Origin of the sequence: Candidatus Clostridium eludens (assembly GCF_045310515.1) — a bacterium.
Classification (GTDB): Bacteria; Bacillota; Clostridia; order Clostridiales; family Clostridiaceae; genus Clostridium_B; species Clostridium_B eludens.
Map to the genome: position 1 here is coordinate 64988 of NZ_JBJHZX010000008.1, position 14601 is coordinate 79588.

15 protein-coding genes and 2 other annotated features (1 of these 17 running past the window's edge) are annotated in these 14601 nt (G+C 31.9%); of the genes, 6 read left to right on the forward strand and 9 right to left on the reverse strand.

Annotated elements, in window-relative coordinates; all coding sequences use genetic code 11:
- Positions 1-75, forward strand: a binding site (T-box leader) (it extends 181 nt beyond the left edge of the window).
- An 84-nt stretch (positions 76-159) separates the two neighbouring features.
- The 3 genes from lysS to ACJDU8_RS07270 all read left to right on the forward strand — a co-directional run bounded on the left by lysS (position 160) and on the right by ACJDU8_RS07270 (position 3807).
- Entirely contained in the window at positions 160-1680 is a 1521-nt protein-coding gene (lysS, locus tag ACJDU8_RS07260; RefSeq protein ID WP_406791483.1) for a lysine--tRNA ligase, read from the forward strand.
- A 402-nt stretch (positions 1681-2082) separates the two neighbouring features.
- Complete coding sequence (locus ACJDU8_RS07265) at positions 2083-2532, forward strand: helix-turn-helix transcriptional regulator (protein ID WP_406791484.1); 450 nt, start codon at positions 2083-2085, stop codon at positions 2530-2532.
- A 27-nt stretch (positions 2533-2559) separates the two neighbouring features.
- Positions 2560-3807, forward strand: coding sequence for a radical SAM protein (locus tag ACJDU8_RS07270; RefSeq protein WP_406791485.1), 1248 nt, complete (start codon positions 2560-2562; stop codon positions 3805-3807).
- A gap of 45 nt (positions 3808-3852) precedes the next feature.
- On the opposite strand, the gene ACJDU8_RS07275 is transcribed toward ACJDU8_RS07270, so the two are convergent.
- The 8 genes from ACJDU8_RS07275 to ACJDU8_RS07310 form a co-directional block, all read right to left on the reverse strand.
- Positions 3853-4476 (reverse strand): HAD family hydrolase, encoded by a 624-nt coding sequence (locus ACJDU8_RS07275; RefSeq protein WP_406791486.1) that lies wholly within the window; start codon positions 4474-4476, stop codon positions 3853-3855.
- Between the two features lie 139 nt (positions 4477-4615).
- Positions 4616-5788, reverse strand: coding sequence for an iron-containing alcohol dehydrogenase (locus ACJDU8_RS07280; protein ID WP_406791487.1), 1173 nt, complete (start codon positions 5786-5788; stop codon positions 4616-4618).
- A gap of 230 nt (positions 5789-6018) precedes the next feature.
- Entirely contained in the window at positions 6019-6963 is a 945-nt protein-coding gene (locus ACJDU8_RS07285) for a thiamine pyrophosphate-dependent enzyme (RefSeq protein ID WP_406791488.1), read from the reverse strand.
- A gap of 13 nt (positions 6964-6976) precedes the next feature.
- Positions 6977-8158, reverse strand: coding sequence for a pyruvate ferredoxin oxidoreductase (porA, locus tag ACJDU8_RS07290; protein WP_406791489.1), 1182 nt, complete (start codon positions 8156-8158; stop codon positions 6977-6979).
- A gap of 11 nt (positions 8159-8169) precedes the next feature.
- Positions 8170-8469: a 4Fe-4S binding protein gene (locus tag ACJDU8_RS07295; protein ID WP_406791490.1), complete on the reverse strand. Its 300-nt coding sequence runs from the start codon at positions 8467-8469 to the stop codon at positions 8170-8172.
- Positions 8469-9044, reverse strand: coding sequence for a 2-oxoacid:acceptor oxidoreductase family protein (locus tag ACJDU8_RS07300; RefSeq protein ID WP_406791491.1), 576 nt, complete (start codon positions 9042-9044; stop codon positions 8469-8471). Before ACJDU8_RS07300 ends, ACJDU8_RS07295 begins: the two co-directional genes overlap by 1 nt.
- Positions 9045-9122: 78 nt before the next feature.
- Positions 9123-9404 (reverse strand) — a binding site (T-box leader).
- A 101-nt stretch (positions 9405-9505) separates the two neighbouring features.
- A complete protein-coding gene (locus tag ACJDU8_RS07305; RefSeq protein ID WP_406791492.1) occupies positions 9506-9874 on the reverse strand; it encodes a hypothetical protein in 369 nt (122 codons plus the stop codon).
- A 343-nt stretch (positions 9875-10217) separates the two neighbouring features.
- Positions 10218-10415 (reverse strand): alpha/beta-type small acid-soluble spore protein, encoded by a 198-nt coding sequence (locus ACJDU8_RS07310; RefSeq protein WP_406791493.1) that lies wholly within the window; start codon positions 10413-10415, stop codon positions 10218-10220.
- 182 nt (positions 10416-10597) lie between these two features.
- Here ACJDU8_RS07310 and ACJDU8_RS07315 point away from each other — a divergent pair, with 182 nt between their 5' ends.
- The 3 genes from ACJDU8_RS07315 (at position 10598) to ACJDU8_RS07325 (ending at position 13101) form a co-directional block, all read left to right on the forward strand.
- Positions 10598-11029: a hypothetical protein gene (locus tag ACJDU8_RS07315; RefSeq protein WP_406791494.1), complete on the forward strand. Its 432-nt coding sequence runs from the start codon at positions 10598-10600 to the stop codon at positions 11027-11029.
- Positions 11030-11301: 272 nt separating this feature from the next.
- Positions 11302-11484, forward strand: a complete 183-nt coding sequence (locus ACJDU8_RS07320) for a hypothetical protein (RefSeq protein ID WP_406791495.1) — start codon at positions 11302-11304, stop codon at positions 11482-11484.
- Between the two features lie 324 nt (positions 11485-11808).
- Positions 11809-13101, forward strand: coding sequence for a methyl-accepting chemotaxis protein (locus ACJDU8_RS07325; protein WP_406791496.1), 1293 nt, complete (start codon positions 11809-11811; stop codon positions 13099-13101).
- An 8-nt stretch (positions 13102-13109) separates the two neighbouring features.
- Here ACJDU8_RS07325 and ACJDU8_RS07330 read toward each other — a convergent pair whose 3' ends face one another.
- Complete coding sequence (locus ACJDU8_RS07330) at positions 13110-14306, reverse strand: sensor domain-containing diguanylate cyclase (RefSeq protein WP_406791497.1); 1197 nt, start codon at positions 14304-14306, stop codon at positions 13110-13112.
- Positions 14307-14601: the final 295 nt, after the last annotated feature.

Below are 14601 nucleotides of genomic sequence, written 5' to 3' on the forward strand. Positions count from 1 at the left end.
TACTTGAAGAGGTCTATATGGCGACATATGGATAAACTGAGGTGGTACCACGAATATATAACTTTCGTCCTCAAGATTGAAATCTTGGAGGTGAAGGTTTTTTATTTGTCTAAAAATCCATTAAATCATAAATAAATATTTAAAGGTGGTATGGCTAAAATGTATAAGGAATTTGAAAGTATAGAAAACTTAGAAAAGATAATGCCAGATTCAAATGAATTTGTAGTGGAAAGAGTTAAAAAGTTAAATAAGCTTTATGAATTGGGGGTTAATCCATATCCTTATAGCTACAAAGATATAACTCATACTAAGGATATTTTTGATAACTTTGAAAATATAAAAGAAGAACAAGAATTCACATTAGCAGGAAGAGTTATGCTAATAAGAAGGATGGGAAATGCTACATTTGCCAATATTATAGATGAAAAAGGAAATATACAAATATTCTTAAGTAAAAGGCTAATAGGTGCTAAAAGTTACGAAATCTTAAAATTAATTGATGTAGGAGATATTATTGGAGTTGATGGAGTTGTATTTAAGACACAGACAGGTGAAATCACTATTAGAGTAAATCAGTTTGAATTATTGTCAAAGTCCATTAGAACACTTCCAGAAAAATATCACGGTATACAAGATGCTGACTTAAGGCAAAGACATCGTTCATTAGACATGATAATGAATGAGGGTGTTAAAGAACGATTTATTAAACGTTCAAAAGCCATAACAACTATCAGAGAATACTTAAACAATTTAGACTTTATTGAGGCAGATACTCCTATTCTGGATACTAAATACGGTGGAGGAGAAGCAAAGCCATTTACAACCCTTGTTAACGCATTGGATTGTAATGTATATATGAATGTTTCTCCAGAATTATATTTAAAAAGACTTATAGTTGGAGGAATTGAAAGAGTTTATACCTTTGCAAAAGCTTTTAGAAATGAGGGAATCGACAGAACACATTATCCAGAATTTAGCTTGTTTGAATGTTATATGTCTTATGCTGACTATAATGACATGATGAAACTTATGGAGAATATATATGAACATGTATTTAATAAAGTTAATGGAACAACAAAGATTCAGTATGGAGACGTAGAAATTGATTTTAAAGCTCCATGGAAGAGAGCGAAGATGTGTGACCTTGTAAAAAAGGATACTGGAATTGATGTTGAGACACTTACTAGGGGAGAAATTATTAAAAGTATTAAGGACAATGGGCTCTTAATAGAAAGTCAAAATGAGGGATTAGTTATTGATGAATGTTCAAAGGGAGAATTAATAGTTACTTTGTTTGAAGTGTATTGTGAAAAGAAACTAATTCAACCAACTTTCGTTATAGACTTTCCTGAAGAATCTTCTCCGTTATGTAAGATTCATAGACATAACTCGGATTTAATTGAAAGGTTTGAACCTTATGCTTATGGTGTTGAGCTTGGGAACGCTTATTCAGAACTTAATGACCCATTGAAGCAAAGAATACTTTTGCATGAACAAGCGACAAAACTAAGAGCTGGGCTTGAAACAGCAAGCCCAATGGATGAGGAATTCGCTGTTGCTATCGATACTGCAATGCCACCAACTGGAGGATTAGGAATAGGTATTGATAGAATGATAATGTTTCTTACTGGTTCTTATACCATAAAAGATGTTATAGCATTTCCTCTAATTAAAAGATAATAATAAAATAACATATACAATATAAGAAAAAGGACTCATATCACTGATAAAAAGTGTTGATATAAGTCCTTCTGTTGTTATATGTTATTTAATTTTTTATATGTATTTTTAGTTACAAAAAAATTAAATAGTTACGTCAAATAGGAAATAAGCACCAGCTAATACTGGTGCTTATTGACAATGATGTATTTCATATTTAAACCTAATCCCTACACAATTATTATATATTAATTATATATAATAATTGTCAAAACATTATGTGATTTAATAATAAACACTCGGATTTCTGACATAAAAATAAGTATTTTCCTTTTCTATTTTCAACAAATTTCACTATAATATAATAAATTACCATATATAAATAATTATACTCTAAATACTATTATTAAAGAAAGGTTCATTATGACAAGAGAAGAGTTTATAAAAATAGTAGATTCAAAAGTTAAACTTATAAGAAATGAAAAAGGCTATACACAAGATAAAATGTCAGATGTTCTAGGAATATCAAAAAAAACCTTAGTACAAATAGAAAAAGGACGATGTTCTTTAGGCTGGACTACAGCTATTGCTGCATGTACTATCTTTAAAGACAGTGAAATTTTGCAGCTGGCTTTTGGCGGTGAGGCAGAAGACATTATATTATCTTTAGCCTTTAATGGTTATGAAAAAGCTTATGAAAAAACCCTTGGTGGAAATATATGGTGGAGAGATATTGAATTTAACGGCATTTATAAAATTCAACAGAATATAATATCAAAACACTATAGAATTTTAAATGATAAAGATAGAAGAATCTGTTCATCATTTGAGCTTGACTATATACGAAAAAGACTCAATGGACTGAACCAATAGCTTTTAATAAGGAGGATGAAATATTTAATGATTACAAATTTTTTAAGACTACTTTTTACAAGCTCTCTTAAACCCTTTGTTTTTACGAACAAAAATAATTATGAGCTTAATATGGATGTTCCGGAACTTGGAATATATGTCCACATTCCATTTTGTAACACCCTATGTCCCTTCTGCCCTTATAACAAGGTAAAGTATGATAAATCTCTAGCTGCTTCATACAAGGATGCCTTAATAAAAGAAATCCTCATGGTAAGTAGTCTAAATAAGAAAATGAATAAAATAACTAGTGTATATTTTGGTGGTGGCTCACCAGCACTTATGCTTGAAGAGCTTTTTGATATTTTCGCCGCATTGAGAAATAATTTTAATATAACATCAAATATAGGCTTAGAACTTCATCCAAGGGATGTTAATCAAGAAACTCTTTTAAAGCTGAAAAGTATTGGTTTTGACATGGTTAGTATAGGTATTCAATCTTTTCAAGAAAAATGCTTAAAGGTTTTGACCAGAGACTATATTAATGGTGCCGAGAAAGTGAAAATGGCAGCAGATGCCGGCTTTACTACTATCGATGTTGACCTTATCTTTGGTATAGAGGGACAAACCAAGGAGGATTTAAAAAATGATTTTACTACTGCATTTAAGTCAGGCGCAACTCAAGTTTCAACCTATCCTTTTATTGATTTTTCCTATGCTAACAACAAAACTAAACCCTTAGGAAAAAAAGATAAAAAAAAGCTTCTTGAATATCTTGAAACAGTAAGTGAAGAACTTCAGTGCACTAGAACTGCTGTATGGACTTTTGGCAAGAAAGATGTTCCTAAATATTCTTCTGTTACAAGAGATAACTTTATAGGCTTTGGTCCAAGTGCCACTACTCTTTTAAAGGATCTATTTAAAGTTAATACCTTTTCAGTAGAAGAATATATAAAATGTATAGACAATAGAAATATTCCAACTGCCCTTACCCTAAATTTCACTAAAAGAACTCGTGCACTTTATTGGCTATTTTGGAATTCCTATACCTTAAAAATTAACAGTGAAAATTTTAAAAAGCTTTTTAATAGTGATTTAGACTACATATTTAAATTTGAATTGAGACTTGGAATGCTTATGGGATTAATACACAAAACAGAAGAAGGTTATAAATTAACTAAAAAAGGAACCTATAAATATCATCTAGTGGAACAAATCTATACTCATCAGTACATAGATAAGACTTGGAGAATAGCAAGACAGGAAGCATGGCCAGATAAGATAAAATTGTATTAGACCATCACTCCTGACGTTTCAGTGACTTTATTCTTCTTAAAATATTCAATGGTATAAGTCCAATAATTCTGCTATATCATTTATAGCCAAATAACAATTTTCAACACTGCCAAAGCCGTACTTGGCAAATACAAAAGGAACTCCTGCAAATACCGTAGCCTCATAGTCTCCCTGTGTATCTCCTATATATACCACATGATCCAAATGATTCCTTTTCATAACAAGCATGATATTTTCGCCCTTACCCTTACCGGTGTTTCCGAAACATTCATAGTCTGTAATATACTTTTCAATTCCTGCTTTTTTCATGAATAATTCAATATAACCAGACTGACAGTTACTTACAATAAATAAACGACACCTTTCCGAAAGTTTTATAACAGTTTCTTTTACATCTGGAAACAGCAGATTATCTGTATTTTCTACCAACGCACTATGCTCATATTTACAGCATTTTTTCAATATTAACTCTCTTTTTTCCTTACCGGCATGAGGAAACAAATCATCTGCTATTTCCTCCATGGTCTTCCCAAACTCTTTCTTAAGCACAGAGGATGTTATGATTATATCTGTTCCGCCAACCTCTGAAATTGCTCTATTCCAAGCTTTAGCTACAACTTCTGTTGAATCCCATAATGTACCATCAACATCAAATATTATGTTCTGCATGATAAAAATCTCCTTTATACTATAATAAGATGTATTTGAACTTATTGTGCATGAATAAAACTTTTGAACCTGATTTAATTCTAAGTGTGAAAAGAATTAAATCAGGTTCATAGATTCATCAAGTAATTCTGTAGTGTATTTACATGGCAGCTTTAAAAATATTCATTATATCCACCAAAGTTCCCCTTCTTGGATTTGTGAAGGAACTAACATCCTTTTCGGCATTTTTAGAGAGAACCTCTAAATCACCCTCATCAACTCCAATGGAACTGAGATGAGTTGGAATACCAATATCTTCACATAGGTTTTGAATACTATGTTTAATTTTGCTAATAGCCTCTCGCTTGTCAGTGGTTTTTACACCTATGGTTTCACTGATCTTAAAGATTCTTTCCTCTGGTATTGACACTGCATTAAACTCTAATACGTGGGGTAATAAAATTGCATTACAAACTCCATGAATTTGGTTATAAAATCCACCTATTTGATGAGACATAGCGTGAACATATCCTAACCCTGCATTATTAAAAGCCATTCCAGCCATAACATTAGCAAACATCATTTTTTCCTTAGCCGCCAAATCATCATTATTTTCATATGCTCTCTTTAGATATTCAAAAACTAACTTCAAGGCATTAATTGCCAAGGCATCTGTAATAGGTGAAGTCTCCGTAGAAACAAAACTCTCTATTGAATGGGTTAAAACATCTATACCAGAACTAGAAGTTATTTCCGGAGGCATAGTTGTCATAAACCTAGGATCGTTTACAGATATTGTAGGCATCATTTTTGGATCTCCAATAACCATTTTTATTTTCCTGCTTTCATCTTTTATAACTGCAAAATTGGATACTTCAGATCCTGAGCCGGAAGTAGTATTTATTAATACAATCGGCAGGCTAGGCTTTGTCATTTTCTTATATCCTTCATAATCTGAAACAACTCCACCGTTAGTTGCTATAATAGCCACACCTTTGGCACAATCATGATTAGTCCCGCCTCCAACGGATATAATAAGATGATAATCTCTTTTTAATTTATTCAACCCTTTTTTTGAATAAGCAAGGGCATCTTCTACAAATGGAACTGTACAATTTGGATGTAAGATACCATCAAATATATCATAAGAAATAAACAAGTCTTTTAATATTTTTTCAACTATTTCAACATAACCAAGTCTTATTATATTTTTGTCTGTAACAATTAAAGCTTTACTTAATTTATATGGCATTAGTTCCAGTGGTAAATCTTTAAGAGCACCTACGCCAATAAGATTTACTACAGGTGAACGAAAATCATGAGTGTTCTCCAATATGATCCCTCCAAAATTCAAATACATATTAACTAAGTTTATCTTTTCTGTTTAACAGACTGGTTATACATAAAACAAATTAATTTCAGCTTTTCTATTTATCCGAACGCTACCATTGCTAACACCCCAGCTTCTCCAAAGTGGGGTATAAGCACTGCTACGCACCTGGATAAGTTCTTCTAAGGTTCAGGTGGAGAAAAGCATTTCTCATGAGCAAGCTCCACCTGAACCTAAGAATCACTTGATTCCTCACATTTTTTTAATAAAATTTCCCAACGCCTATCTATCTCTTCCTGTAATTCAGCAATCATATACTCATTGCCTTTTTTAAATAAGTGCTTAAATCTTCCCTGTGGTCTTAAGAAATCTTCTATTGGAAGCTTATTTTTTGGCTTATAATTTAGTCTCCACTTTCCATCTTCAACCTCAAAAATAGGCCAGAAACATGTATCCACCGCCAATTTACATATATTCATCAGATCAGCAGTCTCATATCTCCAACCTCTTGGGCATGGAGATAACACATTTAGAAACGCTGGTCCCTTTTTGTATATTGCCCTATGAGCTTTTTCATGTATATCTTTAAAATTCCCCAAAAATGTTGTCTGAGCTACATATGGTATATTATGGCTTACCATTATTTCTGTCAGGTTCTTTCTAAACTGTGGTTTACCTGATGATACAGCTCCAACTGGTGTTGTTGTAGTATCTGCATACTTAGGGGTTGCTGATGATCTTTGGATTCCTGTGTTCATATATGCTCCGTTATCATAGCATACATATACCATGTCATGGCCTCTCTCCATAGCACCGGACAATGATTGAAATCCTATGTCATATGTTCCTCCATCTCCTCCGAAGGTTATGAATTTATAATCTTCCTTAATCTTTCCTCTCTTTTTTAAAGCAGTGTATGCTCTCTCTACACCACCCATAGTTGCTCCCGCACATTCAAAGGCACTATGTACAAAAGAATCCTTCCAGGATGTATATGGATACATAAATGTAGAAACCTCCAAACATCCTGTTGCAGAACCTATTACTGCCTTATCTTTTTCGCCTAGGGCCCTAAGTACACTTCTCACCGCAATAGGAGCACCACATCCAGCACACATTCTATGACCGCCCACTAATCTTTCTGATTTATTCATTTCCTCTTTAAATTTATATTCCATTATACTCCACCTCCTACTCTCTAACTCCTAAAAATCTATATGTTTCACCACAAGTTCCAGATTCAGCTATTTCACTTAAATTATTATAAACTTTTTCTATATCATTTATGGCAATATCTCTTCCTCCCAATCCGTAAACATAGTTTATTATCTTAGGAGTATTTTCCACATCAAACATTGCAGATCTTACCTCAGCAAAAACAGGACCTCCGCAGGCTGAAAAACCTTCTGCTCTGTCCATTACAGCTATTGCCTTTGTATTTTTTAATGCTTCTGCAATTTTTTTTGCTGGAAATGGCCTAAATACTCTTATTTTAAGTAATCCAACCTTTTTTCCTGCTTGTCTCATTTTATTTACAGCTGCTTTTGCTGTTCCTGCAGTTGAGTTAATTACTACAATTGCATACTCTGCATCTTCAAGCTCATATTCTTCAAAAAATCCATATTTTCTTCCTGTCATTTCTTCAAATTCTTCAGCTATGTCTAAAATTACCTTTTCTGCATTTATCATAGCCTGTGCTTGAAGCCTTTTATGTTCCATATAATACGCAGATATATCATATGGACCTACAGCCATGGTTTCATTTGGATTCATAAGATAATGCTCTGGATTATATTCTCCCACAAATTCCTTTACTTTTTCATCTTCTATTAATTCAATATTTTCAACTGCATGGCTTGTTATAAATCCGTCCTGACAAACCATTACTGGTAACTGTACATCTTTATGTGCACCAATTCTCACAGCCTGTATGAAATTATCATATGCCTCTTGATTATTTTCTGAATATATCTGTATCCAGCCTGAATCCCTTGCTCCCATGGTATCAGAGTGATCTGCATTTATATTTATAGGACCAGATAACGCTCTGTTTACTACTGCCATAGTTATTGGTAATCTGCTGGATGCAGCAACATACAGAAGCTCCCACATTAAAGCAAGTCCACATGATGAAGTTGCTGTTACTGTCCTGGCACCTGCCGCCTGAGCACCAATAGCTGCGCCCATTGAACTATGTTCGCTTTCCACTGGTATAAATTCTGTCCTTACTTTTCCATCCGCTACATACTTTGTGAAATATTGAGGAATTTCCGTAGAAGGCGTTATTGGAAAAGCAGGCATTACATCCGGTTCTATTTGTCTCATAGCTATTGCTATGGCTTCATTTCCTGATAGTCTTTCTTTTATACTCATATTTTCCCCTCCTATTTTTCATCCTTTACCATGTTAATTGCTTCAAATGAACAGGCCTTTGCGCATATTCCACAGCCTTTGCAGTGGTCATAATCGAAATCTAATCTCTTACCTTCCTTAACGGGTATAGAACTGTCCGGACAAACTGGTGCACATAATAAACATTGCTTACATTTTTCCTGTACAAATATAGGCTTGTCTACTCTCCAACTGCCAGTAATAAATTCTTTTGAATTACCACTTAAATATATACTTCCCCCATTAGTCATTTCTCTCCATTTAGTTGTTTCATTTATCTTTGTTTTACCCATTATTTTCTTACCTCCTCCAAAGACCTCTCTAAGGCCTTCATATTGCCTTCTATTACCTCAGGTTTTGAGGAAAATTTATGTTTGAAAGAAGATCCCATTTGTTCAATAAATGTGTTCTCATCCATTACTTTACTTACCTTAACTACTGCTGCAAGCATAGGAGTATTAGGAAAATACTTACCTAAACAATCTTCCGATATTTCTCTAGCATTAATTATGTACACGTTACCAGAATATCCCTTAAGGTGTTTTTTTACTTCTTCCTGACTCTTTTCTGTGTTTATTATAATTGCACCCTCTTTTTTAAGACCCTTTGTAACATCAACCACGTCCAAAAGGCTATCATCTACTACTACTACATAATCAGGTTCATAAATATTGGAATGTACAAGTATTTTTTCTCCACTAATCCTGTTGTATGCAGTTATTGGTGCTCCCATTCTTTCTGGTCCATACTCTGGAAAGCCCTGTACATATTTTCCTATGCTAAATGCAACATCCGCCAACAGCAGGGAAGCTGTTTTAGCACCTTGTCCTCCTCGACCATGCCATCTTATTTCTGTTAGTTGTGTCATGTTCTATACCTCCATTATTTAGATTTTAATATAAATAAAAAATCTCCCATCCTTATAAGTATGATTTTATTTTATACTCATAAGGACGGGAGATACACTTCCGCGGTACCACCTTATTTACAATTAGATATACCAATTGTCACTCATTATTAGATCAACTTTGAAAAACAAATAAAACTGTCTTCATCGTGAACCCTAACCATATATCGCTGGTAAACGTCCTTGTTTACTTGGCAAAAGCCTTTCAACTTGGAGGCTCCAGAGTGATCATTATATATTCATATTAATGCCGACTTACACCTAATATCAGCTCTCTGTAATTAATATATCGAATATTTTTATCTCCGTCACAGCCTTTACTTTATTACATTATCAAACTTTTGATTAAGTATATTATTTTTTATTAAAATTGTCAATACATTTTCTATATTTATTTCAAATTCAACTTAAATAATATTTTGCTATAGCCATTTATATAACAGCTTTTTATCCAGTGTGGCTACATTTTTAATTAATTTTTTACCCGTATCTAATATCTGGTATATTACAATATCCTTATTATCATTTAACAAAGCCGTTAACATAACATTTCCATTCTCTAGAGTTTTATACTCCTCATGGATCTCATTATTTGTAGGAGTCAATATCTCATTTAATTTTTTCTTTAATCGTTCTTTAGATTGAATATTTTCATCATATTCAGCCATTTGTTTAAAATAATTTTTAACACATTTAGTACACTTCATATCCATAATTTCACTGCAATCATTACAAGGATATTTATTTCCTTCCATATCTTTGAATACGCATTTTCTACATCTTGTAATCATGTATTATCCTCGCTCTAAAATGTAATTTGGAATAAATTTTATCATAAAAACTATCTAAAAATACGCATTTTACCTAATTACATACATTTACACCTTATGTATAAATATGGACAATCCATGCTCTGAAAATTCTGAGATTTATCCGATCGCTACCATTGCTAACACCCCATCTTCTATCAAAGTGGGGGGATAAGCACTGCTACGCGCCTGGATAAGTTCTTCTAAGGTTCAGTTGGAGAGAGTCGTCCCTATAAGAAAACTCCATCTGAACCTAAGAATCACTTGATATATATTAAAACAAAGCCTGCAGCCTTATTTAAGGCTACAGGCTTTTTATTACATCTTACTTTAAATCCTGTTCATAAGCTTCAACCATTTTCTTAACCATATTTCCACCTATAGAACCAGCTTCTCTGGCAGTTAAATCTCCATTATAGCCATTCTTTAAATTTACGCCAACTTCCTGAGCTGATTCCATTTTAAACCTATTTAAAGCTTCTCTAGCTTCTGGGACTACTAAATTATTACTGTTACGTGCCATAATCAACACTCCTTTTTATAGTAATCTTTACTGCTTACACTTAAAGTTTGTGCATTTCTATAAAAAATACACCAGGAAATTGAATGGATATTTGGAAGCAGCTATAAAAACAGGTGAAATATGAATACATCATACATATATATAATAATATTAATATAGTATTATTCTGGAGGTACATATAGTTGGAAAACTTAAATTTAAGTTATGTTGTAAAAAAGAAAACTGAAAAACTTTTAGATTTAAAAAGTAAATTGGATAATAAAAAGAGTAGCCTTATGCTTCCCTACGCACTTACAGGAATGCTTGTATTATATGTAACTTTATTTAATCAGAGATATTTTAACTATGCTTCAGCAGCCTTCAACGCTTCCAATAAAAAAATATATGGGTTAGAATTTTTTGATCTAACAATATTTATCTTGGCTTTAATCAACATTGCAGTTTTGTGGTATTCACTAAATCAGTATAACAAGCTGAAGTCCTCATTTCAATCTTTAAAGCAAGATATAAAAAAATTCATTGACAACAAACTTTGTAATTGCTCTAATTGTTGTAATTGTAAAGATGAATATGTTAAATTTATGGAAAGTCATAAAATAGATTTAATATTTTAGTTCATGACAGGTGTTTCATACACCGAGAATAAGCAGTTAGAATGCTAACTGCCTATTTGCGGTGCATATGGTTTATATAATTTTGCTATGCTTTAAATTTAAGTATCATTGTGACAAGTATTATTATACCCACCAATTGTTATGATATTATTTTGTATACGTTAAATAAATGTTTACCATATAATGTTCCTTAAAAAAGAATTTTGAATCATTTCACAGAATATACATATAGTAAGCCTGAACAAGCTTCAAAAAAGAAAGGGGATGGTACTTTGACTAAAGAAGAAATCGCTTTACATTTAGCTGTAGCAACTATAGTTCATTCTGATTTATTAGAAGAAGTCAAAAATAAAACAGACATAAAATTTGATATAGATAAGCAATTAACTAAACGACTTGGAAAACATGTAGCTAACCTATATAATGTAATTCTTGATAATGTAGACATTAAATAGCAGCTATTTTTTAAGAATTAACCAAAACATATCATATAATGTCAACACTTTTTAAACTGTTCAGGCTCCTTCAGTATATATATTCCTCTATTCCGTTTATTCTTATTTTATCCATATGAAATTTCCTGTTCAAATTACAGTTTTTAGCTATGATTTTGGTCTAAAATAGTGTAAAGTGTTTATATATAATATTCGAAATTAGGTATAAGACATATTCAAATAAATAACTAATTAATATGATTTTACTTGTTATTTATTTTGATAGCTTAATTAGAATTTTATACTTTTATCTAAAATAATTACATAAGACAGGTGGATGATATTATGAATAAAGTTAAAAATGTTTCAATCCGTATTCGTATTATGCTTCTGGTTTTTTTTGCAATGTTTATTTCAAACATATCTATAACACTTAACTTATCCTATAACCTTTATCATAATCCTTTTCACATAATATCTGGACAGGTTATTATTAAGGCTATAATATTCTTCATAATCTTTGAAGTACTTGCAGCATTACTATCAGAATTTCTTCTTATAAGACCTTTAAAAAAGGGTATTTTGCTTGCAGATTCAATTGCCAACAATGATCTTTCCATTAATGTTGAAGCCATTCAATATGGAGAAGCAGGTCAGATGATACAATCCCTTTTAAAAGCAAAAAATAATTTAAAAAATCTTATATCTTCAATACAAGAATCTTCTAAAAAGGTTACCCTATCCTCTGAAGATTTAAATAATGTAATTGTACAAGCCAGCACTCAGGTAAGTGAAATTAATGAAGGAGCAAAGAACCTTATATCTGATTTCCACCAAAATGGTGAAAATATAAAACAAGCTTCAGCTGCATTGTCTGGAATTACTGATAATTCACAGGAAACTGCAGAACTTGCTTTAAAAATTGCAGAATATACAAGAGCAGTAAAAGATGCTGCCGAGGATGGTAAAGACTCTGTTAATTCCATCGTAGGAGCTATAAATGAACTTGCAGCAAATTCAAAAAATGTAAGCAGTGAAGTACTTGGACTTGAAGATCAGAGCAACAAAATTAATGAAATTGTCAATATTATTTCTCAAATTTCAGAACAGACAAATCTTTTAGCCTTAAATGCAGCTATTGAGGCTGCCAGAGCTGGAGAAGCAGGCAAAGGTTTTTCTGTAGTAGCTGAAGAAATAAGAAAACTTGCTGAGGATACAAATAAATCCCTACAGGATATTGGTCACCTTATTAAGGATATGAATACAAAAACTAACAATGTAGTCTCCGCTGTTGCAACAACGGAAGAAAAAGTAGAACTTGGTGTCACCAAATCAAATGAAGTAAAGACAAATATAGATAAAATTATTGACAGTATGGAAAATACCTTCACCATGTTGAAGGACATAACTGACGGAGTTACAAATCAGGCAGCTTCCCTGGAAGAAATGACTGCAACCATAGACGATATAAACTTAACTATTGAATCTGGTATTAATCTTTCAAATAACATTAAAGAAAAACTTAATACACAAGAGACACTCTTTAACAAAATTGACAATACCTCTGACAAATTAGTTATCCTGTCTGAAGATATGAACAAGCTTACAAATGTGTTTAAATTATCAAGTGATTCTTAGGAGCCAAGTTACAACTTGGCTCCTTCATACTTTCTCTTATACATATTATCATCAGCTTTTTTCAAAATTACCTCAGTTTTTTCTCCTTCATTCTTCTTAGTTTCATATCCAAAAGAAATATCTATATCAACAGAACCTATTTTTTCTTTTGAAGCTATATTCTCTATACGCTTAATAATTTTTTCTGTTTCATAGGCATTTGTTTTTGGTAATAAAATAACAAATTCATCTCCGCCAAATCTAGCAATAATATCATCAGTCCGGCATCCTTTTGTCATTACTTCCGATACTTTTTTAAGAACTTCATCTCCCATAACATGACCAAAGGAATCATTAATAAACTTTAACCTATTAACATCTGCCATAACAATAGTCAAAGGAAGATTTCTCTGCACATCCAGTCGATTTAGCTCCTCTTCAAAAAATCTTCTGTTATATAAACCTGTTAATTGGTCATGGTAGCTTAAATACTGCAAGTAATGCAACTCATGTTCCATTTGTTTTCTTGCAGTAATATCCGTAGTAATTACTGCAAGTTGTGATTTTTGGAGCCTATAAGCTATTATTTCATAATATTTACCTATGCCTTGTATATACTGTTCACAGTGTATAGATTCACCTGTTTCTGCTACATATTTAAATTTTTCACCTAAAGTTTTTTCTATACTAGGAAATATCTCAAAAATATTTTTCCCTAAGATATTTTTCTTTTTTAGTCCCATTAATCTTTCACAACTCTTATTTATATCCAAAAATTTAAAATTTATAATTTCTCTCTTCTCATTAACACTACTTTGAAAAAGTGCTAATCCCTGCTGCATCTCATTTACAAGAGCTTTGTACTTTTCCTGGCTTTCAATAATTTGATTAAATTGAACTTTTAGTGCCTTATTAGACACAGATAATTCTTCATAGCTTTTATTAAGTTTTATTCCAGTCAAATGAATTTTTTTTAGGACATTATTCATCAATAAATAAAGAATAATTGAAGTAACAACAACATATAGCCACCCTTTAGATGTGCTTGTAATTAGCTGCATATCTTTATTTGTAGTAAATTCACTTACAATTATATTGGAAATATAAATCCATAAAAAACCTACTATAAAATATATCGCACATGTTTTAATACATTCATATTTAAATTTGTCTTTTTCATTAATTTTCAAAATCAGCTGATCTTTTTTTCTTGTTAGGAAAAGCATAACATACCTCCATTACCATATACTATTTTCATACTCTTAATCTCATTCCTGCAAAATCAAATCAATGTATTATTCTATCAAGTGATTCTTAGGTTCAGATGGAGTTCGCCCATAAGTAATGCTTTTCTCCATCTAACCTTAGAAGAACTTATCCAGGCGCGTAGCAGTGCTTATCCTCCACTTTGAAAAAGATGGTGGTATTAGCAATGGTAGCGTTCGGATAAATAAATTGCTATACTTAATTATCTTAATATGAATGTTCTACATTTTAATCTTATATTAATATCGACAAACT

Coding starts and splice junctions, on each gene's coding strand:
- ACJDU8_RS07275 (WP_406791486.1), bottom strand. CDS start 4,476: ATGCAGAACATAATATTTGATGTTGATGGTACATTATGGGATTCAACA.
- ACJDU8_RS07305 (WP_406791492.1), bottom strand. CDS start 9,874: ATGATTACAAGATGTAGAAAATGCGTATTCAAAGATATGGAAGGAAAT.
- lysS (WP_406791483.1), top strand. CDS start 160: ATGTATAAGGAATTTGAAAGTATAGAAAACTTAGAAAAGATAATGCCA.
- ACJDU8_RS07325 (WP_406791496.1), top strand. CDS start 11,809: ATGAATAAAGTTAAAAATGTTTCAATCCGTATTCGTATTATGCTTCTG.
- ACJDU8_RS07300 (WP_406791491.1), bottom strand. CDS start 9,044: ATGACACAACTAACAGAAATAAGATGGCATGGTCGAGGAGGACAAGGT.
- ACJDU8_RS07270 (WP_406791485.1), top strand. CDS start 2,560: ATGATTACAAATTTTTTAAGACTACTTTTTACAAGCTCTCTTAAACCC.
- ACJDU8_RS07330 (WP_406791497.1), bottom strand. CDS start 14,306: ATGCTTTTCCTAACAAGAAAAAAAGATCAGCTGATTTTGAAAATTAAT.
- ACJDU8_RS07285 (WP_406791488.1), bottom strand. CDS start 6,963: ATGGAATATAAATTTAAAGAGGAAATGAATAAATCAGAAAGATTAGTG.
- porA (WP_406791489.1), bottom strand. CDS start 8,158: ATGAGTATAAAAGAAAGACTATCAGGAAATGAAGCCATAGCAATAGCT.
- ACJDU8_RS07310 (WP_406791493.1), bottom strand. CDS start 10,415: ATGGCACGTAACAGTAATAATTTAGTAGTCCCAGAAGCTAGAGAAGCT.
- ACJDU8_RS07295 (WP_406791490.1), bottom strand. CDS start 8,469: ATGGGTAAAACAAAGATAAATGAAACAACTAAATGGAGAGAAATGACT.
- ACJDU8_RS07265 (WP_406791484.1), top strand. CDS start 2,083: ATGACAAGAGAAGAGTTTATAAAAATAGTAGATTCAAAAGTTAAACTT.